The organism is Streptomyces sp. NBC_00090, from assembly GCF_045160815.1.
In the GTDB taxonomy this organism is placed as follows: Bacteria; Actinomycetota; Actinomycetes; order Streptomycetales; family Streptomycetaceae; genus Streptomyces.
The window spans coordinates 967239-990074 of record NZ_CP108224.1 but is presented as its reverse complement, the minus strand read 5'-3'; the positions used below and the strand labels follow the sequence as shown (position 1 = coordinate 990074).

Sequence of the window (22836 nt, the reverse complement as noted above, 5' to 3'; positions counted from 1 at the left end):
AGTTAAGCCCACGATGTGCTGGTTGGGGAGCCCCCATCTTAGGGTCATCCGTTTTACGCTGGTTTTGTCTGCCTGACCTGCCAAAACATCGTTAAAGACTGCGTTAACGGCGAGGGTTTTTTCACCCAAGGTTTCCAGGGGTAACGAGAAGTGGCGGACGGGCTACAAAGGGCGACATCCCCCTGGTGCTCGCCATTCGTGGGTCTCGGCGTCAAGAAGGTCTTCCCCGTGACGCCGCTGCCCGGGAACTCGACGACGAGAAATGTCGTCGAAAGGCGAAGGTCCGACAAAGCTCTCTTCCATTGCGGCACCGCCGACGGCACCGGCAGCACCGGCGCCGCCGGCGCCCACGGCTTGATCACCGGGCGTGCGGCGGGTCGTACGTCGCGTCCCCTGAGGTCTCTGGCACGATCCGGGCATGGCAAGGGGAACAGGCACTGCCGAAGGCTCCGCGAAGGCGCGAATCGTTCTGCTGGCGTTGGCGGCGGGCCAGTTCCTGATGGCGCTCGACAGCTCTGTCATGAACGTCTCGATCGCGACCGTGGCAGAGGATGTCGGCACGACGGTGGCGGGGATCCAGGGGGCCATCACCGCCTACACCCTGGTGATGGCGATGTTCATGATCCCCGGCGGCAAGGTCGGGGCGCTGATCGGCCGCAAGCGCGCGTTTCTCATCGGCTGCGTCATCTATGGATGCGGTTCCCTGACCACGGCCCTCGCGCCCAATCTTCCTGTGCTGTTGATCGGTTGGGCTTTCCTGGAAGGCATCGGCGCCGCGCTGATCCTGCCGGCCATCGTGGCGCTCGTGGCGGGCAACTTCGCCACGGAACGCCGTCCCGCCGCCTATGGTCTCGTCGCCGCGGCCGGAGCGGTCGCGATCGCGGTCGGCCCGCTCATCGGCGGTGTCGCGACGACGTACTTCTCGTGGCGATGGGTGTTCGCCGGCGAGGTCCTCGTGGTGCTGGGCATCTTCGTCCTCGCACGCCCGATCGTCGACGCGGTGAGTACGGAACGGAAGCGCATCGACCTCGTCGGTGCGGCGCTCTCGGCCCTGGGGCTCGGGAGCTTCGTCTACGGTGTGCTCCGCTCCGACGAGTGGGGATGGTTCCAGCCCAAGCCGGACGCACCCGCCCTGTTCGGCGTCTCCCTGACGGTGTGGCTGATGCTGCTGGGGACGGGGCTCATGTGGCTGTTCCTCCGCTGGGAGGCCCGCCTCGTCCGGCAGCACAGGGAACCGCTGCTCGACCCCGCCATGCTGCAGAACAAGCAACTGAGCGGCGGGCTGACGATGTTCTTCTTCCAGTACCTCGTCCAGATGGGCGTCTTCTTCGTCGTCCCGCTCTACCTCTCCGTCGCCCTGGGCCTGTCCGCGCTCGCGACCGGTGCCCGGCTCCTGCCGCTCTCCGTGTCCCTGCTCGCGGCCGCGGTCCTCATCCCGCGCCTCCTCCCGGACGTCTCACCCCGACGAGTGGTACGGGTCGGCATCATCGCGCTGTTCCTCGGAGCGGTGATCCTGATGGCCGCGCTCGACGCGGACGCCGGAGCGGAAGTGGTGGCGGTTCCCATGCTCCTGATCGGGCTCGGGATGGGCGCACTCGCCTCCCAACTGGGGTCCGTCACCGTCTCCGCGGTGACGGAGGAGAAGAGCGCGGAGGTCGGTGGCGTCCAGAACGCCGTCACCAACCTCGGCGCCTCGATCGGAACCGCACTCGCCGGATCGATCCTGATCGCTTCGCTCACGTCGTCGTTCCTGGCCGGCGTGGAGCAGAATCCGGATGTCCCGGCCAGTGTGAAGAGCCGGGCGGCCGTCGAACTCCAAAGCGGCGTACCGTTCCTGTCCGACGCTCAGCTGCGGAGCGCCCTCGACGAAGCCGGCACCAGCGAAGAGCTGACGCAGGATGCGCTGGACGCGAACGCCGCGGCGCGACTCGACGGACTGCGCGCCGCACTCGCGATTCTCGCCTTCGCCGCGCTCATCGCCCTGTTCTTCACGCAGCGCATCCCCACGACCCAGCCCCGTTCGTCCAAGCCGTAACGGCCCGCTGTCCTCCCGCGCACGCCGCGCGGTCACAGACGGAGGACGACCAGAGCGGTGTCGTCGGTGATGCCCGCGGGCGGAATCAGGTCGGCCAGGACGGCGTCGGCGAGGTCGTCCGGGTCGGCGGTGCGATGGCGGGAGAGGGAGTCGGCGAGCCGCTGGAGGCCCGCGTCGATGTCCTCGTGGCGACGCTCGATCAGTCCGTCGGTGTAGAGGATGAGAGTGGAGCCGTCGGTGAAGCCGGTCCGGCTCTGGGGGCGGGCCTCGTGTTCGAGGCGGGCACCGAGCGGGGGGTCCGTCGCCTGGTCGAGGAAGGTCACGGTGCCGTCCGGGTGACAGAGCGCGGGCGGCGGATGACCGGCGCTGCTGTAGACGAGGGAGTGGCCGCTCCAGTCGATGAAGACCGACACGGCCGTGGTGGACTCCGCGCCGTCGACATGGCGGGCGTACAGGCCGAGCGCTTCGAGGGCCTGCGCGGGACCGGCCGCCACCCTGGAGGCGGCGGACAGGGCACTGCGGAGCTGGCCCATGACGCCGGCGGCGGGAAGTCCGTGGCCGACGACATCACCGACGGCGACGACGGTGTGCCCGCGGTCGGGCAGGTCGATCAGGTCGTACCAGTCACCACACACGTTGAGGGAGCCGGTGGCGGGCCGGTAGCGCACCGCCGCACGGTGGTGGTCGAGCGGGAAGAGCCCGGGCAGCATCGCCCGCTGGAGGTGCAGCGCGACCTCGCGCTCACGGGCGTGCGCCTCGCGCAGTCGCTGGTTCAGCTCCTGGAGCTCCCGCGCGCGGGTGTACAGCTCGGCTTCCAGGACCTGGGAACGTTCACCGCTGCCGCGGGTGCCCCGGGCACGGATGAGCTCGGTCACCTCCTCCACCCGGTGCAGCACCAGCGCCACGGTGCCGTCCGGACCGAACACCGGAACGTTGACCGGGCTCCAGTACCGCTTCTCCCACACCCCCGGCCGCTCGGGGTCCTCCACGTCGTAGCGCTGCAGAGCCATGCTGTCGCTCTCCCCGCTCGACACGACCCGTTGCAGGGAGGAGCGCAGGTTGACCATCCCGCTCGCGGCATGGTCGCCGGGATTGTCAGGGAAGACGTCGAACAGGTAGCGGCCCGTCACCTGCTCACGCGTGTGGCCGGCCAACGCCAGGTACGCCTCGTTGGCGTCGGCGAAGACGAGGTCCGTGTCCAGCAGGGCGACCGCGCCGGGCAGGGCACGGAAGACCGCTTCGAAGTCGATGTCGGTAGTACCCACATTCCACCTGCCCGCACGGAACCGTCCGGCCTTGCACTCCTCTCACCATAGGCAGCAGGGGGCGATCCGGCCCGGCGGCACGGGCGGCGGTGCCACGGCCGACCCCGGTGCGCACGGGTGACGGCCGACCCCGGCGGCACGGGCGGCCGTGACGGCCGGCCCCGGTGCGCACGTGGCCGCTCCTGGCCGACCCCGGCGCGCACGTGCCGAATCGCCGGCGCTACTCCCCGTGCCGGGACGCGTAGTCGGCGGAGTACGTACGGCCCTTCCACGCCGCCCCCCGGCCCCGGTAGTGCTGCACGGCGGAGTCCACCGTCATCAGCAGATAGAGGAGAGCGGTGAAGGGGAGCAGGGGCGCGAGCCACGGCGGCTGCCGGTAGTACCGGAGCATCGGCAGGTACGTCCCCGCCATCACGGCCCAGGCGGCACCGCCCGCCCAGGCCGCCGGAGCGTCCCCGGCCGCAGCGCCCACCACCAGGGCCACCGGCGGCACCAGATACACCACGACGAGACCCGCCACCGTCCCCGCGAGCAGCAGCGGATTGTGCCGCAGCTGCGCGTACGCGCTCCGCGCCACCATCCGCCACAGCTCGGCGAGCCCCGGATAGGGACGGACGCTGTCGACCCGCTCCGCGAGCCCCAGCCAGATCCGCCCGCCGGACCGGCGCACCGCCCGGGCCAGCGACACGTCGTCGATCACCGCCCGCCGGATCGCCTCCGGCACGCCCGCCGCCACCGCCGTCTCCGTACGCAGCAGCACGCAGCCGCCCGCCGCGGCCGTCGCCCGGGGCCGCGCCCCGTTGATCCAGCGGAAGGGGTAGAGCTGCGCGAAGAAGTAGACGAACGCGGGCACGACCAGCCGCTCCCACGGACTGGCGACCCGCAGCCGGGCCATCTGCGAGACCAGGTCGAGACCGTTCTCCCGCGCCGCGGCCACGAGCAGCCGCAGACTGTCCGGCTCGTGGGCGATGTCCGCGTCCGTCAGGAGCAGGAACTCCGGCTCACGCGCGCGTGCCAGCGCCATGCCGTGCCGCAGCGCCCACAGCTTCCCCGTCCAGCCCGGCTCCGGCTCGCCCGGAGACACGACGGTCAGCGGCAGTCCGCCGCACCGCTCGGCCGCCCCGGCCAGCTCGACGGCGAGCTTCCCGGTGCCGTCCGTACTCCCGTCGTCGACGAGGACGACCTCCGCCTCGCCCGGATAGTCCTGGGCGAGCAGCGACGGCAGGCTCAGGGGGAGCACCTCGGCCTCGTCCCGCGCCGGTACGACGACGACGACCCGCGGCCATCCGCCCCCGGAGGGCAGGGCGCGGCCTTCGGGGACCGGCGGCAGGCGCTGGTCCGTGCGCCAGAAGAAGCCCTGGCCGAACAGCAGCCAGACCCAGACGGCCAGGGAGGCGATCGCGAACCAGGCGAAGGTGCTCATTCGCCGCAGTCTGCCCCAGATCTCCGGCCGGGGAAGGCCCATCGGCTAGGGTGACCGGGTGAAGATCGCGCTCATGGATTCCGGAATCGGCCTGCTCCCGGCGGCGGCCGCGGTGCGTCGGCTGAGGCCGGACGCGCATCTGCTCCTCTCCAACGACCCCGACGGCATGCCGTGGGGTCCGCGTACCCCGGAGGACCTCACCGGGCGCGCCCTCGCGGTCGCCCTCGCCGCCGCCGAGCACCGGCCCGCGGCGCTCATCGTGGCCTGCAACACGGCCACCGTGCACGCCCTGCCCGCCCTGCGCGCCGCACTCGAACCGCACATCCCGGTCATCGGCACCGTCCCCGCCATCAAGCCCGCCGCCGCGGGCGGAGGCAAGGTCGCCATCTGGGCCACCCCGGCCACCACCGGCAGCGCCTACCAGCGCGGACTCATCCGCGACTTCGCCGACGGCGCCGAGGTCACCGAGGTGCCCTGCCCGGGGCTCGCCGACGCCGTGGAGCACGCCGACCAGGAGGCCGTGGACCGGGCCGTCGCCGCGGCCGCCGCCCTCACCCCGGCCGACGTCCGCGCCGTCGTCCTCGGCTGCACCCACTACGAGCTGGTCGAGGGGCGCATCCTCGCCGCCCTGGAGGCGCGCCGCCGCGCCGGGCTGCCGCCGATCGTCTTCCACGGCTCCGCCGACGCCGTCGCCGCTCAGGCCCTGCGCCGGATCGGCGCAGAGCCCGCGCCCGACGCGGACCCGACCGGCGGCCTCTCCGTCCTGCTCAGCGGACGCCCCGGACAGCTTCCCGTCACCGCCCTCGGCTACGCCGAAGGCCGACTGCTCGGGGCAGCCGCACCCGCTCACTGAGCGTGAGTCGGTGACCCCGCTTCGACGCGCTGAGTCCGCACCATCCTGGGTACGATTCACGGTATGAGGCAGTACCCCCGGGATCAGCGAGCCGACGAGCGGACGCCCGCCGTCTGGACCGGCCGCGCCACCAACCGCCTCCAGTGGCTGGCGGCCTCCGCCGGTGCCGCCTTCATGGCCCTCGGCATCACGATCGCCGTCGCGTCGGCGTGGACCTCCGGCATCGCGCCCCTCCTGATGGCGGTGATCGGCTGCGTCGCGGCCGGACTGCTCGTCCTCTTCGGCACGCTCGCCTTCGTCCACGTGGCCGTGCGGGTCGACGACCGCGCGATGGAGGTCCGCTGCGGCCACATCGGGGTACCGCGCCGGCGCATCCTCCTCTCCCACGTCGTCGGCGCCGAGTTCGCCCCGAGCGTCGACCCGCGCCAGTGGGGCGGCTGGGGCTACCGCTGGCGCCCGGAGAAGGGCACCGCCGTGGTCGTCAGACGGGGCGAGGGCCTGATCCTGCGCCTCGGCGACGGCCGTACGTTCACGGTCACGGTCGACGACGCCGAGTCCGCGGTCCGGGTCATCCGCGACCGTCTCCACCACCCCGCCCCGCCGGTACCGCCCGCTCCGACGGGCGTCTGAACCGCTTCCGAGCCGGTGGAACGCGGCGGCACGGCCGGTCCGCCGGCTCCGTACCCGCCGCCACTCCGTCGACAGGGACGCCCCGTAGACTCCGCAAGGTGAGCGCCACCATCACCCCCGTCCCCGCGTCCGGAGCCGACACCACGCCCGAGCCGGGTTCCCCCCTGCGACGGTTCGTGCGGCCCGGGACGGCCCTGCTGTCCGGGCTCCTGCTCTTCCTGAGCTTCCCGCCGCGCCCCCTGTGGTGGCTCGCCCTGCCCGCCTTCGCGCTGCTCGGCTGGACCCTGCGGGGCCGTCGCCTCCGCGCCGGTTTCGGCCTCGGCTACCTGGCCGGTCTCGGCTTCATGCTTCCGCTCCTCATCTGGACCGGCGAGGAGGTCGGGCCGGGCCCGTGGCTCGCCCTCGCCGCCATGGAGGCGCTCTTCGTGGCCGCCGCGGGCCTCGGTATCGCGGCCGTCTCCCGGCTTCCGTGGTGGCCCTTCTTCGCGGCCGGGGTGTGGATCCTCGCCGAGGCGGCACGCGCGCGCGTGCCCTTCGGCGGCTTCCCCTGGGGCAAGATCGCCTTCGGGCAGGCGGACGGCGTCTTCCTCCCGCTCGCCGCGGTCGGCGGCACGCCGGTGCTCGGCTTCGCCGTCGCCCTCTGCGGCTTCGGCCTGTACGAGGCGTACCGGCGGTTCCGCGTGCACCGCGCCACCGGCACCGTCCCGCGCGGCCCGCTCGCCGCCGCCGCGCTCGCCGTGCTCGTCCCGGTCACCGGCGCCGTGGCGGCGCTGCCCCTCGTCGACGACACGGCCGAGGACGGCACCGCCACCGTCGCCGCCGTCCAGGGCAACGTGCCCCGCCTCGGCCTCGACTTCAACTCCCAGCGCCGCGCCGTCCTCGACAACCACGCCGCCCGCACCCACGAGCTCGCCGAGGACGTCAGGGCGGGCCGCGAGCCGCAGCCCGACTTCGTCCTGTGGCCGGAGAACTCCTCGGACATCGATCCGTACGCGAACCCCGACGCGGCCGACGTCATCGACGGAGCCGTCCGGGCCATCGGGGCACCCACCGTGATCGGCGCGGTCATCGCCCCGCCGACCGGCAAGCTCCGCAACACCCTCATCGAGTGGGACCCGGAGCGGGGCCCCGTGGCCACGTACGACAAGCGGCACGTCCAGCCCTTCGGCGAGTACATCCCGATGCGGCCCCTCGTACGGCTCTTCAACAGCAACGTCGACCGGGTGAGCCGCGACTTCGGCGCCGGCACGAAGGTCGGCGTCTTCGACCTCGCAGGGACCAAGGTCGGCCTCGCGACCTGCTACGAGGCGGCCTTCGACTGGGCCGTGCGCGACACCGTCACCCACGGCGCCCAGCTCATCTCCGTCCCCAGCAACAACGCGACCTTCGGCCGCAGCGAGATGACCTACCAGCAGCTCGCCATGTCCCGGGTGCGGGCCGTCGAGCACAGCCGGTCGGTCGTCGTGCCCGTCACGAGCGGCGTCAGCGCGGTCATCCGCCCCGACGGCGAGATCGTCGCGCAGACGAAGATGTTCACCCCCGACGTCCTGGTCGAGGAGGTGCCGCTGCGCTCCTCGCTCACCCCGGCGACCCGCATGGGCACCCTGCCCGAGGCCCTGCTCGTGGCGCTCGCGGCCGCGGGCCTCGGCTGGTCGGCGCTCCGCTCCGTACGGGCCCGCCGCACGCGCGCGGAGTAGGCCCCCGGCCTGAGGCGGGCAAGCGCCGGCCAAGGAGTCGCGACCTCGGGCGGGGGAGCCCGGGGCCCAGGCCCCGACATGTGATCATAGGAATGATCTAGGGTCGAAGTCATGGGTACCCCTGACTTCATCCGCGAACTGCGCGAGACGGCCGGCCACCAGCTCCTCTTTCTCCCCGGGGTGAGCGCCGTCGTCTTCGACGACCGCGGCCGGGTCCTGCTCGGCCGACGGTCCGACAACGGGATGTGGGCGATCATCGGCGGCATCGTCGACCCGGGCGAGCAGCCCGCGGACTGCGCGGTGCGCGAGGTGTACGAGGAGACCGCCGTGCACTGCGTGCCCGAGCGGGTCGTGCTCGTCGAGACCCTGCGCAAGCCCGTCGTCTACCCCAACGGCGACACCTGCCAGTACATGGACGTCTCCTTCCGCTGCCGTGCCGTCGGAGGCGAGGCCCGGGTCAACGACGAGGAGTCGACCGCGGTCGGCTGGTTCGAGGTGGACGACCTGCCGGAGATGAAGCGCTTCTCGTACCTCCGGATCGAGAAGGCGCTCGCCGACGAACCCACATGGTTCCGCACCACAGAGACCAGCTGAACTATGGGCGGGGAACACATCGGTGGGGGAGTGGGCCCTTCATAAGGTGCGGAGCATGAGCGCCCCCATCACCGCCCCCGGCTCCGGCTCCGTCTCGGGACCCGGCTCGGTCTCCGGACCCGTCTCCGGACCCGGCTCGGTCTCCGGACCCCTCTCCGGGCCCGGCTCCGTAACCGGACCCGGCTCCGGCTCCGTCTCCACCGCACCCCTGCCCCACGCCGTCGCCCTCGACCTCACCGGCCGCACCGCGCTCGTCACCGGCGCGGCCGGCGGCATCGGGCGCGCCTGCGCGCTGCGGCTCGCCGCCGCCGGGGCGCGGGTCAGAGCCGTCGACCGGGCCGCCGAGGGTCTGGAAGCCCTGGTCGGCGAGGCCGCGGGGCTCCCCGGGACCGTCGAGGCCCGGCTCCTCGACCTCACCGACCTCGACGCGGCCGAGAGCGCCGCCGCCGGTGCGGACATCCTCGTGAACAACGCCGGACTCCAGCTCGTCCGCCCCATCGAGGACTTCCCGCCGGACGTCTTCCACACCGTGCTCACCGTGATGCTGGAGGCACCCTTCCGGCTCATCAGGGGCGCGCTGCCGCACATGTACGACCAGGGCTGGGGACGGATCGTCAACCTCTCCTCCGTCCACGGCCTGCGCGCCTCCGCCTTCAAGTCGGCCTATGTGGCCGCCAAACACGGTCTGGAAGGCCTCTCGAAGACCGCCGCCCTCGAAGGCGCCCCGCGCGGGGTCACCTCCAACTGCGTCAACCCCGGCTATGTGCGCACCCCGCTCGTCGAGCGGCAGATCGCCGACCAGGCCGCCGCCCACGGCATCCCGGAGGAGCGGGTCCTCACCGAGGTCCTGCTCAAGGACTCGGCGCTCAAGCGGCTCATCGAACCGGAGGAGGTCGCCGAGGCCGTCCTCTACCTCTGCACCCCCCAGGCCTCGTTCATCACCGGCACCTCGCTCACTCTCGACGGCGGCTGGACCGCTCACTGAGGACGCCTCTGTGGATGCCCCGGTGAAGGTCGTCCACAGGGGTGGTGCGACCACACGTACGGCAGGTATCCCTGTGTCCATGTCCCACGAACACGTCTCCTACCTGGAACTCCTCGCCCGAGGAGCCGCGACGGAGGCCTACGACCGGCCCGTGCTGCTCGCCCGTGCGAGCGGCGCGGGCCCCGAGGCGCTGGCCGAGCTCGAAGAGGCCAAGCTGCTCGCCCTGCGCGTCCGGGCCGAGCTGGAGGGACGACGGCGCCGCGAGGCGGAGCTGTCCGCGCTCTTCGCGACCGCCCACGACCTGGCGGGACTCCGCGACCTCGACGCCGTGCTGCGCGCGATCGTCCAGCGCGCCCGCTCGCTCCTCGGCACCGAGGTCGCCTACCTCAGCCTCAACGACCCGGCCGCCGGCGACACGTACATGCGGGTCACAGAGGGCTCCGTCTCCGCGCGCTTCCAGCAGCTGAGGCTGGGGATGGGCGAGGGACTCGGCGGGCTCGTCGCCCAGACCGCCCGCCCGTACGTCACGGACGACTACTTCGACGACGCGCGCTTCCAGCACACCCGGACGATCGACACGGCCGTGCGGGACGAGGGCCTCGTCGCCATCCTCGGCGTGCCGCTCAGCCTCGGCAGCCAGGTCATCGGCGTCCTCTTCGCCGCCGACCGCAGGGCCAGGGTCTTCGAGCGCGAGCAGGTCGCGCTGCTCGGCTCCTTCGCCGCGCACGCCGCCGTCGCCATCGACACGGCCAACCTCCTCGCCGAGACCCGCTCCGCCCTCGCGGAGCTGGAGCGGGCCAACGACATCATCCGTGAGCACAGCGGTGTCATCGAGCGGGCCTCCGAGGTCCACGACCGGCTCTCCGAGCTCGTCCTGCACGGCGGCGGCGTCCACGACGTGGCCGACGCCGTCTCCGAAGTCCTCGGCGGCACCGTCGAGTTCACCGAGGCGGACGCGGGTTCGGTCCGCCGCGCCGAGGGCCACGCCGTCCGTGAGGGCGACGACTGGGTGGCCGCCGTCTCCGCCGGCGGCGAGACCCTGGGCGCCCTCGTGCTCCACGGCCAGCCCGACCTCGACCCCGTCGACCAGCGCACCCTGGAGCGGGCCGCCCTCGTCACCTCCCTGCTGCTGCTCGCCCGCCGTTCCGCGGGCGAGGCCGAACAGCGGGTACGGGGCGAACTCCTCGACGACCTCCTCGACGCCCCCGACCGCGACCGCCGCCTGCTGCGCGAGCGCGCCGCCCGGCTCCGTACCGACAGCGACGCGCCGCACGTCGTGCTCGCCGCCCGCGTCGACCGGGCCGGCGGCGCGGCCGACACCGACGAGGGCCGGCGGGAGAGCGCCGACCGGCGGCGCCTCGGGGCCGCCGCCTCGCACCTCGCCGCCACCCGGCACGGACTCGCCTCCGCACGCGACGGCGGCACGGTCCTCCTGCTGCCGCTCGGCCCGGGGGAGAGCGCCGCCGACCTGGCCCGCCAGACCGCCCGCCACCTCGGCGGCACCCTGCGCGAGCCCGTCACCGTCGGCGCCTCGGCCCCCGTACGCGCACCCCTCGACCACCCGGACCAGGTGGCCGTCGCGTACGAGGAGGCGCGCCGCTGCCTCGACGCGCTCCGGCTGCTGCACCGCTCCGGCGAGGGCGCGGCCGCCGAGGACCTGGGCTTCCTCGGGCTGCTGCTCGCCGACAGCCGGGACATCGACGGCTTCGTGGACCGGACCGTGGGCCAGGTCGTCGCGTACGACCGCCGCCGCGGCACCGACCTCGTCCGCACCCTCGACGCGTACTTCGCGAGCGGCATGAGCCCGGCCCGCACCAAGGACGAACTCCACGTCCACGTCAACACGGTGGCCCAGCGCCTGGAACGGGTCGGCCGGCTCCTCGGCCCCGACTGGCAGTCCCCGGCCCGCACCCTGGAGATCCAGCTGGCCCTGCGCCTGCACGCGCTCTCGGCCGCCGTCCCCGGGAAGTGACGGGCGAAGAGCCCCGTGCCCCGCTCACCGGGAGCGGGCCACGGGGCCATGCCGCATCCGTCAGACGTCGGCACCGACCCGGGACTCCCGGGGGGTCCGCTCGGCGATCTCGCCGAGGTCCCGGTCGCGGGTCTCCTTGGCGCAGGCGATGGCGACGACGGTGACCAGCGCGGCGGCGATCACGTAGAGGGCGATCGGGGTCGAGTCGCCGTAGTCGGCGAGGAGCGCGGTCGCGATGAGCGGCGCCGGGGCGCCGGCGGCCACGGAGGAGAACTGGGCGCCGATGGAGGCGCCGGAGTAGCGCATCCGGGTCGCGAACATCTCGGAGAAGAAGGCGGCCTGCGGCGCGTACATCGCTCCGTGCAGGACCAGGCCGACGGTCACGGCGAGGAGCAGGGAGCCGAAGGTGCCCCGGTCGATCAGCGTGAAGAACGGGAACATCCAGGCGCCGACACCGATCGCACCGATCAGGTAGACCGGCCGGCGGCCGAGCCGGTCGGAGAGCGCGCCCCAGAGCGGGATCACCGCGAAGTGGACCGCGGAGCCGATGAGGACGGCGTTCAGGGCGGTCTGCTTGCTCAGGCCGACCTGGGTGGTCGCGTAGACGAGGATGAACGCGGTGATCACGTAGTACGAGATGTTCTCCGCCATGCGGGCGCCCATCGCGATGAGCACGTCCCGCCAGTGGTGCCGCAGGACCGCGACCAGGGGCAGCTTCTCTCCCTCTCCCTCTCCCTCTCCCTCTCCCTCTCCCTCTCCCTCTCCCTCGACCGCCTTGCGCTCCTGGGCGGCGGCGAGCGCGGCCTTGAAGACGGGCGACTCGTCGACGGAGAGACGGATCCAGAGGCCGACGATCACCAGCACGCCGGAGAGCAGGAACGGGATGCGCCAGCCCCAGGAAGCGAAGGCGGCGTCCGAGAGCAGGGCGGTCAGCGCGGACAGCACACCGGTCGCGAGCAACTGCCCGGCCGGCGCCCCGGTCTGCGGCCAAGAGGCCCAGAACCCGCGCCGCTTGGCGTCCCCGTGCTCGGACACGAGCAGCACGGCCCCGCCCCACTCACCACCGAGGGCGAAACCCTGCACGAGACGCAGCACGGTCAGCAGCACCGGCGCCGCGGACCCGACGGTCGCGTGCGTCGGCAGCAGCCCGATGGCGAACGTGGCCCCACCCATGAGCAGCAGGCTGAGCACGAGCAGCTTCTTCCGCCCGAGCCGGTCGCCGTAGTGCCCGAACACCAGCGCCCCGAGCGGCCGCGCGGCGAACCCGACGGCGTACGTCAGGAAGGACAGCAGGGTGCCGACGAGCGGATCGGACTCGGGAAAGAACAGCTTGTTGAACACAAGGGCCGCGGCGGACCCGTACAGGAAGAAGTCGTACCACTCGATGGTGGTCCCGATGAGACTGGCGGCGACGATGCGCTTCAGCGATCCGGGTGGCGTCGGGGAGGGAGTTGCGGCGGCCATGTGCACCACTTCCAGGCAGGTACGGGGACGATTCGGTGTCGCCACACCGTAGGAAGCAGCAGGTCAGGGGCGTATGTGGTGGGACACCATAGTTCGGGTGCGCCGTGTGCGCCCGGCCTCCATGGCCCGCTGTTGCGACCCTGTCGAAGGCCTTCGAGGGGCCTGGAGAGGGGCTGTCCGGGATGCACTGATCGGGCACGTTTTGGTGGCGCGGTGCTGACTCCCGTGCTGGTTTGGTGCTGACTGAAACCCCATGTCAGCACCCGTGCCAACCCCTCCCGTGCTGACTTGGTGCTGACTACGCAGCGTTGAACTCCGACATCTGCGACAGACCGGGTTCCGAGGATGCGCGCCTGCGCCCGCCTGTGGCGCCGGCCTTCGGCGATTTCGGTGCCCGGAGATCGCCCGAGGAAACGGGAGATCCGCTCGAACTGGAGCTGACGCCCGGTGTAACCGTTCTCCTGTGCGAGGGTGCTGGGAAGACGACCGTCGTCGACGCCATGCGGCTATGCCACGGCAGCTGTGGATTTCTACCGTGAGCCTTTTCCGCCCTCACGCTGACACGTGATGAAGGACCAGAACAGCCTGGACGATCGCGGTGATGCGGTTGGTGCTGCAGCGGAGCTTCCGCAGGAGGCACCAGCCCTTCACCGTGGCCATGGCCTGCTCGCCGAGGCAGCGGATCTTGGCACGCGTGCTGTTGTGCCGGCGCTGCCACCGCTTTGAGGCGACGGCCTCGAAGGGGCACACGGATGGAGCTGCAGGCGCCCTGATACGCCTTGTCGGCCCAGCACTTGAGGCCGACCTCGGCGAGCGCTTCGACGATGCCGTGGGTGCGGGCGGCGGTCAGGTCGTGAGTGGAGCCGGGCAGCGCGGGCCAGGCCCACAGCAGCCGCCCGAAGGGATCGGTGAGGACCTGGACGTTCACGCCGTGACGTTTATGTTTGCCCGAGTAGTACGGGGTGTCGGCGGCGATCTTGTCGATCGGCAACAGAGTGCCGTCCAGAATCACGAACGCCTTGGTCCGGGCGATGTGCATCGCCTCGGCCAGGGTGGGTGCGAGAGCGGCCAGGACCTCGACGGCCTCGCGTATGTAGCGGTACACGGTCGCGATGCCGACACCGAAGCCGGCGGCGAACTGGGCGTAGGTGTCACCGCATCGCAGATGGGCCAGGACGGCGAAGCCGTCGGGAATTTTCACCTGCGGTCTGGCTCGGGCGCCGACTACGGCCGCCCGCGCGACCGCCGGGTGGAGCACAGCAGCTCTTCTAGCGGCTGCGGATAGACGTTGTACCCCTTGTAGATGACCACGACCTTTGGGTCGGCCGACCAGGTAATAGAGTCGTCGGGGCGGCCCATGTCCGGTCGCCCTTCACGCCTCTGCGGCATGTGTCGTCCGCTTGACGGTGGCGGGCCCGTGGTGATGGCCCCGCTGCTCCGCTCCCCCCTCATCCGCGGGGCCGGTTCCGAACCTCACCTGGTGCTCGTGTCGTTCGGTGAGCTCGGCGGCATCCCGTGGCACGCGGCCGTCCTGAGCATCGGGCTGCGGCAGGACGGTCGGCCGGTCCGCGCCGTGGAGTGGACGATCCTGTCGTACGCGGCCGCGGCTCGCCAGCTCCAGGAGGTGACCGGGCGTCCCCGGATGCCCCTGGGCGCGTCGCCGGTGATCGTTGGCAACCCGGACGACTCCCTGCCCGGGGCGGCCGCGGAGGCCCGGCAGATCCATGCGGCGCTCTACCCGAAGGGTCTGCTGCTCGGCCGGGTCCGCAAGGCGAAGGGCCGGGTGCGCCGGCCGAGATCCTGTCGGCGCTGCCGGGGCGGGCAAGGGCAGGAGCCTCAGTGCTGCACCTGGCGTGCGACGCCCGGCCCTCGGGTGTGTCGCCCCTCGACGCTTGCCTGCTCCTCGCGGGGCCGCCGAGGGATCGGCCCCGTTTTCGGTCCGCGTGATCCTGGAGCAGGCCCGAGCCCGCCCGGCGGGGGCGCCGGGCGGGCTCGTCGTGCTCGACGCCTGCGTCAGCGACCACCTGGCGGGGGAGTTCGACGAGTCCGTCACCCTGTCCACGGCCTTCCTCGCCGCCGGAGCGACCGGTGTGGCCGGCTCGCGCTGGGAGGTGTTGGACGGGCCGACGGGGCTGATGATGTACGTGTGCCACGACCGACTCCGGCACGGTGTGCCCCTGGCCCGGGCGCTGGCGCGAGACTCAGCGGTGGCGCCCGGACCCCGACCGGCGACTCCCGGACGGCATGCCGAGGGCCGTGGCCGACATCCTCCACGACGCCGATCCGGCGGCCCCGGAGCAGTGGGCGGCCTTCGCCTGCCAGGGTCACTGAAACGCGCACATGGAGTACGCACAAGGTCCGTGAATGCCTCGATAGCGGTAGATTTAGCTCATATCTGACATGCCATGCTGTTTGACGGGCTCGAGAAGGGTGAGGGCTGGTGCGGATCCTCTTCGTTCATGGGACCGGCGTACGGCGTGAGCGCTTTGACACCCTCTTCAAGCAAGTCAGGGAAGCGCTGCACAAGCGCTTCCCTGACGCCGACATCCCGCCCTGTTACTGGGGTGACACGCACGGTGCCTCCTTGGGCGCCGGCGGAAAGTCGATCCCGGGGCACCACCAGACTCGCGGTGCCCCGGGTGGGGCCACTCCACTGGATCAGGAGACTGCCGAGTGGCACTTGTTGCTGGCCGATCCCTTGTGCGAGTTGAGAGTGCTGGCGGAGCTGAGCAGTGTCGCCGAGGGATACGGGACTCCCGGGGTCCAGGTCGCCGGTCGAGCCGTTGCCGACCGGCTTGCCCAGCTTCCATCGGACATGCCCGCCGCAGACACGCTGGAGGCCTTGCTCCGAGCGACCGGCCTGTCGGAGTACTACTCGGCCGCGCTCGCAGCGGTCGCCGAGGCCAGTGAGTTCAAGACGGCATGCGCGCGGGCACAGGATTCCGACGCGACCGGAGAGGTGACATCCGCTGCCGCACGCGCCGTGGTGGCCTGGCTCCTGGCTGCCGCCGACGAGAGTGCCCTCTGCACCGGCGCCGAGCGGGACAAGCTCGTTAACATGATCACCGAGCGGCTCGGTGGCACCGCCCGCGGCCCACTGGACAAAATCGGAGCGGTACTCGGAACACTCGCCTTGCGGGTGACCACCCAGCCCGCGCTGAACCACTGGCGCGGCCGGATCACCACCGGAGCCACTCCCGCGGTGGGCGACATCCTGCGCTACCAGGCCCGCGGCGGGCCCCTGCGGGACTACGTGCGGCAGACGATCGAGGCAGCGCCCGGGCCGACCGTGGTCATCGGGCACAGCTTGGGGGGAATCGCCCTGGTCGACGTGCTGGCACTGGCGGCTGCCGAGCAAAATCCCTTGCCCGGGCTCAAGCTCCTCGCCACTGTCGGCTCCCAGGCGCCGTTCCTGCACGAGCTGGGGGCTCTCACGAGCTTGGAGCCCGGTGATGGTCTGCCGAGGGGCTTCCCGACGTGGCTGAACATCTACGACCGGCAGGACCTGCTTGCGTACCAGGCACAGCCGATCTTCCCCGCCGGCGCTGACGTCACGGATTTCGAGGTGAGCAGCCGACAGCCCTTCCCCGTGTGCCACAGCGCCTACTGGAAGCTGGACTCGGTGTACGACCGGATCGCCGACGCTGTGAAGGGTTCCGGGTAGAGATGCCCAGCGCGGATCTCTCGTCCGTATCCCCTGGCCGGGTCTTCGCGCTGGTCGTGGGCATCGAAGAGTACGAGGTCGGCCACACGTGGAACCTCCCGGGCGCGGCGCGGGACGCGTTGCGGTTCGCCCAGTGGCTCACCGGGCCGGCGGGTGTCCCGCCGGCGCATGTACGGCTTTTTCTCTCACCTCTGGAATCGACGTCGCTCGGCTGGGATGCAGCGCCACGGCTGGCCGAGCTCAGGGGTACTTGTCGGCAGGCCCGTCGGGAGGAGGTGGAAGATGCACTCATCCGGGACCTCCCCGAGTGCGACGGCGACCTGCTGTGGATCTTCTGGGCAGGGCACGGCTTTACCGACTCACGCAACGACATGCTGCTGCCGTACGCCGACGCGAGGAGAAAGGACGGCCGGCATCTCAACCTGGAGTCGACACTCAGATGGTGGAAATCCGATGAGGTGGGACCGCCGCGTTTTCGGCTGCAGGTGGCACTGGTCGACGCCTGCAGGGTCAAATCCCCGCCAGGATTCGGGACCTCGGACCGCAACCCCGGCGGCACGGTCCCGCGTCGTCACCAGTTCACCCTTTATGCATCACGGGAAGGAGAGGAAGCCCAGAACCTGGCGCACCGCGGCGCAGGACAGTTCACCGAAGTGCTGCTGCAGGAACTCGCTGAGAAAACCCTGGATGAGAGCGTGCAGGGGCTGGTCCACATCGCCAGGTCGATGCAGGATCGCTTCAGGGAGTTGGAAGCGCAGAACCTCGGCTGGCAGATTCCCCAGTTCGTCCGTGACCGCGACTGGGATGGATCGTCGATCCTAGGCGGTGACGCACTCGGCACTTCACGTGCACCCCGTATCGACCAACAAGCCTGGGATCAGCTGAGGCAGTTGTTCCGAAAGTATGAGCATGAGCTGCCTCACCGCACCTATGACGCCTACCGCTATGCCTTCGAGATCGCCGACTGCGATGTTCCAAGCCCATTTCTGCCCGCGGGGACCCTGACCGAGATCGTCTGGGATCTCGATGGCCGTCAAGGCCGGCGGACGGACCTGCCCTTGACTGTGCCGTTCGTGCGGTACCTGGCAGGAAGCGCTCAGGAGACCGATCCGGCGTGGGCCGCGGAGCTCGACGCATGGGTGAGCGCAACCAGCAAGCGCCTCGGTGTGGGCGCTTTTGCTCTGCCGCCTGCCACCGAAGGCCGTCCGGAGCTGTATGTGCGCCTGAAGGACGGAGCGTCCGAAGGTACCTACCTGACGAGAATGCTGCTTCACCATGAGGACTTCAGGAACCTCTTCGAGCCAGAGGATCCGCTGGACCTGGACGCCGTTCGGCGTGAGCTCACGGTGCAACTTCTCGATCTCGCCGGCGGCGACACCATTCCCGGAGGCAATGCTGAAAGCCGGCCCTTCCGGGGCGTGGATCGCATCGAGTTCGACGTCCCCCTCGAACTGATCGATACGGAGTTCGAGAGCTGGACACTGCCGATCGGCCGAATGAGCAAGCACCGTGAACTGGGACGCCTCTACGAGGTGGTCGTGCGCTGCTCCGGGGAGCGCACGGGCGTGAGCCATGAGGCATGGCTCCAGAAGTGGCGATGGTTCATGGCTCACGGCGGACTGCATCCGCACGCCGTGCGTAAGCTGACCGACGCCGACGTCACGAAAGACCTGGGATACATGTTGCAAGACGATGCCCCTCCGGTCTGCGTACTGGGAGAAGTATCCGATCCGTGGCTCGGGGAATTCCTGGACGGTGTGCTGGACGCGGGTGTCCCCATCGCGGTCTGGCGTCGAGGCGGGCCGCCCGTGCCCGATGGACCCGGTGGGGGACTGGCCCACGCGTTGACAGAGGAAGCCGGGATCGATGTCGGTAGCCTGCCTGAGAAATTGAAGAGGATGCGCAACTCCCGCTCGACCTCTGAAGAGCCGCCGAGTTGGCGGCATCCACTGGCCCTGCTATGGGACGATCCGAATCGCAGGCCCGGGCCGCAGTCATTGTCCTGAAGAATGTGGTCATGGTCGGTGGTATGTGAAGAGAGCCAACGAACAGAACGGGCAATGTGGTGAAAGATTGGTGGATCTACTACGGCAAAGGTAGCCCTGAGGAAAAGCTCGGCCGGCTGGCGGAAATTGAGCCGCCACCGTGGCGAGAATTCACCGGAACCCCCGACCCGGCCTACAAGCCTCCAGGTACGGAAGGCACCGCCTGGGCGAAGAGCAAGAGCCGGGGTTCGGGCTACGTGCCAGGCGAGGCCGAGAAGGACGCGGTCAACACCGCCCTGTACCTGCGGCGCCCGCTTCTGGTCACCGGTAAACCCGGAGTCGGGAAGTCGACGCTGGCCCACAGCATCGCGGCCGACCTGGCACTGGGGCCGGTGCTGCACTGGCCGGTCACCAGCCGGACCACACTCCGCGACGGCCTCTACCACTACGACGCCATCAGCAGACTCCAGGACGCCAACCTCTTCCAGAACCGTCATGCGGTCGGGACACGCGGAGGGCGCCATCGCAGCCGCCGATCCGTGACCCCTGAACTTTCCATCGCCCCCTACCTGCGACTCGGCCCGCTCGGCACAGCACTGCTTCCCCAGGACAGGCCCAGGGTCCTGCTCGTGGACGAGATCGACAAGAGCGACATCGACCTACCCGGTGACCTGCTCACCATCTTCGAGGAAGGCAGCTTCGAGATCACGGAGCTGGCGAGGATCGCTGCCCGGCAACCTCGTGTCCGCCTCGGCACCGAGGACGGCCCGGAGCACGACGCACTCATCGAACGTGGCCGGGTCAGCTGCCGGGCCTTCCCTGTCGTGATCCTCACCAGCAACGGAGAGCGCGACTTCCCGCCGCCCTTCCTGCGTCGCTGCATCCGGCTGCATGTCGAACAGCCGGACAAAGCGACGCTGGAAGAGATCATCCGGCAGCGGCTCGCCTTGACACCCGACGGAGGCGACGCGTACGAGGACCTCATCGACGCCTTCCTCGACCGGGGCTCCGCCGGTGATCTCGCCACCGACCAGCTCCTCAACGCGGTTCAGCTCCGGCTGAGCAATGCCTGGTCACATCCCGGCGACTGCGATCAGTTCCTGAAGACCGTCATGCAACCGCTGACCGGACCGTCCACCTGATGAGGTGCCCAGCGTGATCGAGGAATTGCTGCGAGCCATCGCCGACGCGCGCGTGGACGCCGGCACGGACGAACTGGCGGACATCCTGTGGTTGAGCGCGCACCTCACATCCTCCCCTCGGCCTGCTGAAACGATGACAGGAGACACGGCAGCCGGAGACGCGGATGAGCCCGAGCCGCAGGCACCATCCGCCGAAGAGCCGCTGCAGGGAGGCGGATCCACCCCATCGACCGGGACGCGGCTGTTCACCGCGAGCCATGAGGGCGGGGCTGAAGGCCGACGGGGCAGCTTGGTGAAAGTCCGCCGTGCGGCGGCGTTGGACGACGCGCCGGCCATGATGAGAGCCCTACGGCCGGTGGGTCGCCGCAGGGTCGGCGGCAGCCACACCGAAGTGGACGAAGAGCTGACCGTCGTTCGCAGCATCGAGGAGCACATGTTGCTCCCGGTGCTGCGACCATCCCGAGGCCACTGGCTCGACCTTGCCCTCGTCGTGGACACGCACCGCTCGATGCTGCTCTGGCAGGACTTGGTGGACGAGCTGTGCCGAGTCATCTCTCAGACCGGAGTGTTCCGCGATGTCAGGGTGTGGTTCCTGCGCGGTACCGATTCCGACGGTACGCCCGCGGTGGCCCATTCGGTGGACGGGCCACCGCGTAGTCCTCAGGAAATCTCCGACCCGTCGGGACGCCGCGTGATCCTTGTGGTGACCGACACCGTCGGACACGGCTGGGGCACTTCCGCCCTGGAAGACATTCTCCGGCACTGGTCCAGCCACAACTTGCTCGCGATCCTGAACGTCCTGCCAGAACGGCTTTGGACGCGGGGGGCGGTGCGACCCTCACCCCTACTGCTTCGTGTTCCCCCGGCTGCCGCGCCCAACGCCTCCTGGCAACTCGCGCCCATCAGCGGACGCCGGTCTCTGCGTCGTTGCGGACTTCTACGTTCCCGTATCGCCGTACCCGTGGTCGAGGCGACTCCGGAATCACTCTCTTCCCTGGCGCATCTCGTGGTGGGCAACAGCCGATGGACCCGAATGTCGTGCCTGGGGCTCGACACCTACGGAGAGCCGGGCGTCCTCACCACCCCGGTGGCTGAAGCCGACACCTCAACGAACCACGCCGCCCCGGCCGACGCCAAGCACGTACTGGCACGTTTCAGGGAAGGGGCGTCTCCCACGGCCCAGGAGCTGGCCGGCTATCTGTCCGCCGTTCCCCTCACCTTGCCCGTGATGACCCTGGTGCGACGGGCGATGATGCCCCACTCGAAGAACGCGCACCTGGCGGAAGTAGTGCTTGGGGGCCTGTTCCAGCCGTGGCATACAGGTCCTGGCGACAGGGACTCCTCCCAGTTGGAGTTCCAGTTCCTGCCCGGCGTTCGTGAAGCCCTCATCGGTTCACAGCTGCGCGAGGAGATCACTGCCGTAAGAGAAATCGTCACACGCAGCGTCTGGCGCTACCTCAACCAGCACACAGGGCCGGCGAGCGACTTCCCGGCAACCGAAGTCACGTCAGGCGATTTCGGCGACCGCACCGTTGCCCCCGATGCCTTTGCGTTTGCTCAAGCCGCGAGCGCGCCTCAACCGGCGAGTGTCAAGGAGCCACGCGATTCGTACGCGGCGGAGCCGGTAGGCGATCGCGTCGTGATGGTCGAGGCTTCGACCGGACAGCAGAGAGCAGCAGGGATCGGTCTCCTGCTGACGCGTCGGCTGATCCTCGTCCCGGCACATCTCGTGAACGGCGTCGGGGCACCCGCCACCCTCACCCTGGTGAGCGGGGGCAGGCGGATCAGCTGCCGCACCGAGTGGCCGGGGCACGACGCCCCCCACACGACCGCGCTCCTGCTGGCGGAGGAGGACATCGGCGATGCCGCCGACGCCGATGCGTTCGCGCCCCTCCGGTGGGGTGAGATCGTGAGCAGCACCGATCTCCCCGTCCCATGCAGCGTTCTCGGGTTCCTTGGGCGAAGTGGAGGCCGGAGCCGGGTGGCTGGCAGCTTGCGTCTGGGTGGCGACGGCATCCGAGAGAGGTACGTCGTGGTCCCTTCGAGAGAACCTGAGCCGTCACATGCCCCGGCTGCCGGACACTGGGCTGGGATGTCGGGTTCGCCCGTGACCGCTCAGGGCGAACTCGTGGGCGTGGTGGTGTCTTCCTCGTTGAGGGAAGCCGACCAGCTGGAGGTGCTTCCCGTCAGCGTGCTTCTCCGGGATCCGGACTTCGTACGGATCGTCACGCGACACCTCGGCTCGCCGCCCGAACTGGAACCCGTACTCACCGGCTTGCCAGTCCCGGCTCACCAGGATGCGATCCTCGGTGGGCCAGAGGCCGGGACCGACCGTGACTGGCTGTGTCTGGCCATCGATGTGCGGTCGACGGGGCCGAAGGGTTCAAGCCGTCACCTTCCCCAGGACGCCGTACTCGACGCGGAACTCCGGGTCCGGCACATGCTCGAAGACATCCTGAGCGCTGCCGGCATCGACGCCGCAGTGGCCCAGGGGACGGACGGGGGCGGTGCTGATCTCTTGGCAGGTCTCACCACCCCTGCCCTTGCCGAAGCCGTGGGGCAGATCGTCCTGGGCCTGTCCGACGGGCTCGCGGTCCTCAACAGCAGCCGAACCGGGCGTGTGCGCATTCACCTGGGGGTGGCCATCACCTCGAGGACCGGTCCGGAATGGGATGGCGACCTGCGCGGGAGCGCCCTGGATGAAGCCGTTCGGATGCTCACGACGCGCACCATCCGAAGACGTGTGCAGGACGGAGTCAGCTCCAAGAGCCGCAGCCGGGAAGTGGTGCTTGTCGTCTCCCAGCCGGTTCTCGACAGCCTCATCAGCCGGGTCGGGGCCGAGTTGACCGGGGACTTCAGGCCGATCGCTGGTGGTGATCCGGTCCTGTCGCAGACGGGAGCCTTGGTGTACTCGGGGAATCCGAGCGCTCTGGGACGCGCGTTGATCGACCCACCGCAAGGGCTCACCTGACGGACCGATCCCGGACAGCCGTCGAGCGTGCTCGACGCCGCCGTCGACGACGTCATCAAATTCCGTCAGCTCGCCCGTGTGGATCCCGACTCCCATCGTCCTCGGCTTGCCCGGGCACTCATGGCACTGGGGGCCGAGGTACGCGCCTTGGGCGGC

General features: G+C 70.4%; 15 protein-coding genes and 1 pseudogene. 12 read left to right on the top strand and 4 right to left on the bottom strand.

Features of this window, described 5'->3' with window-relative positions; translation table 11 throughout:
• Positions 1 to 418 precede the first annotated feature (418 nt).
• Complete coding sequence (locus tag OG361_RS04410; protein ID WP_405851943.1) at positions 419 to 2035, top strand: MFS transporter; 1617 nt, start codon at positions 419 to 421, stop codon at positions 2033 to 2035.
• Between the two features lie 32 nt (positions 2036 to 2067).
• Here OG361_RS04410 and OG361_RS04405 read toward each other — a convergent pair whose 3' ends face one another.
• Together OG361_RS04405 and OG361_RS04400 are read right to left on the bottom strand one after the other, a co-directional pair.
• Complete coding sequence (locus OG361_RS04405) at positions 2068 to 3300, bottom strand: PP2C family protein-serine/threonine phosphatase (RefSeq protein ID WP_405851942.1); 1233 nt, start codon at positions 3298 to 3300, stop codon at positions 2068 to 2070.
• 220 nt (positions 3301 to 3520) lie between these two features.
• Entirely contained in the window at positions 3521 to 4723 is a 1203-nt protein-coding gene (locus OG361_RS04400; RefSeq protein WP_405851941.1) for a glycosyltransferase, read from the bottom strand.
• A 58-nt stretch (positions 4724 to 4781) separates the two neighbouring features.
• Here OG361_RS04400 and OG361_RS04395 point away from each other — a divergent pair, with 58 nt between their 5' ends.
• From OG361_RS04395 to OG361_RS04370, 6 genes are all read left to right on the top strand, one after another.
• Positions 4782 to 5576, top strand: coding sequence for a glutamate racemase (locus tag OG361_RS04395; protein WP_405851940.1), 795 nt, complete (start codon positions 4782 to 4784; stop codon positions 5574 to 5576).
• Positions 5577 to 5639: 63 nt separating this feature from the next.
• A complete protein-coding gene (locus tag OG361_RS04390) occupies positions 5640 to 6206 on the top strand; it encodes a hypothetical protein (protein WP_384572644.1) in 567 nt (188 codons plus the stop codon).
• Positions 6207 to 6304: 98 nt separating this feature from the next.
• Complete coding sequence (gene lnt / locus OG361_RS04385) at positions 6305 to 7903, top strand: apolipoprotein N-acyltransferase (protein ID WP_405851939.1); 1599 nt, start codon at positions 6305 to 6307, stop codon at positions 7901 to 7903.
• A 111-nt stretch (positions 7904 to 8014) separates the two neighbouring features.
• Positions 8015 to 8497: an NUDIX hydrolase gene (locus tag OG361_RS04380; protein ID WP_405851938.1), complete on the top strand. Its 483-nt coding sequence runs from the start codon at positions 8015 to 8017 to the stop codon at positions 8495 to 8497.
• Between the two features lie 55 nt (positions 8498 to 8552).
• Complete coding sequence (locus OG361_RS04375) at positions 8553 to 9482, top strand: 3-hydroxybutyrate dehydrogenase (RefSeq protein WP_405851937.1); 930 nt, start codon at positions 8553 to 8555, stop codon at positions 9480 to 9482.
• A gap of 79 nt (positions 9483 to 9561) precedes the next feature.
• A complete protein-coding gene (locus tag OG361_RS04370) occupies positions 9562 to 11454 on the top strand; it encodes a helix-turn-helix domain-containing protein (RefSeq protein WP_405851936.1) in 1893 nt (630 codons plus the stop codon).
• Positions 11455 to 11514: 60 nt separating this feature from the next.
• Here the strand turns inward: OG361_RS04370 and OG361_RS04365 are convergent, their stop codons facing one another.
• Together OG361_RS04365 and OG361_RS04360 are read right to left on the bottom strand one after the other, a co-directional pair.
• A complete protein-coding gene (locus OG361_RS04365) occupies positions 11515 to 12918 on the bottom strand; it encodes an MFS transporter (protein ID WP_405851935.1) in 1404 nt (467 codons plus the stop codon).
• Positions 12919 to 13470: 552 nt separating this feature from the next.
• Positions 13471 to 14092 (bottom strand): annotated as a pseudogene (locus tag OG361_RS04360) (transposase family protein); the annotation flags it as partial.
• Positions 14093 to 14642: 550 nt separating this feature from the next.
• Between OG361_RS04360 and OG361_RS04355 the strand changes: the two are divergent.
• The 5 genes from OG361_RS04355 to OG361_RS04335 are packed head-to-tail and all read left to right on the top strand — an operon-like array spanning position 14643 to position 22680.
• Entirely contained in the window at positions 14643 to 15317 is a 675-nt protein-coding gene (locus OG361_RS04355) for a CHAT domain-containing protein (RefSeq protein WP_405851934.1), read from the top strand.
• Between the two features lie 41 nt (positions 15318 to 15358).
• Positions 15359 to 16582: a hypothetical protein gene (locus tag OG361_RS04350; protein ID WP_405851933.1), complete on the top strand. Its 1224-nt coding sequence runs from the start codon at positions 15359 to 15361 to the stop codon at positions 16580 to 16582.
• A 2-nt stretch (positions 16583 to 16584) separates the two neighbouring features.
• Entirely contained in the window at positions 16585 to 18588 is a 2004-nt protein-coding gene (locus OG361_RS04345) for a hypothetical protein (protein ID WP_405851932.1), read from the top strand.
• Positions 18589 to 18647: 59 nt separating this feature from the next.
• A complete protein-coding gene (locus OG361_RS04340) occupies positions 18648 to 19709 on the top strand; it encodes an AAA family ATPase (protein WP_405862065.1) in 1062 nt (353 codons plus the stop codon).
• Between the two features lie 13 nt (positions 19710 to 19722).
• Positions 19723 to 22680: an SAV_2336 N-terminal domain-related protein gene (locus OG361_RS04335; protein WP_405851931.1), complete on the top strand. Its 2958-nt coding sequence runs from the start codon at positions 19723 to 19725 to the stop codon at positions 22678 to 22680.
• Positions 22681 to 22836: the final 156 nt, after the last annotated feature.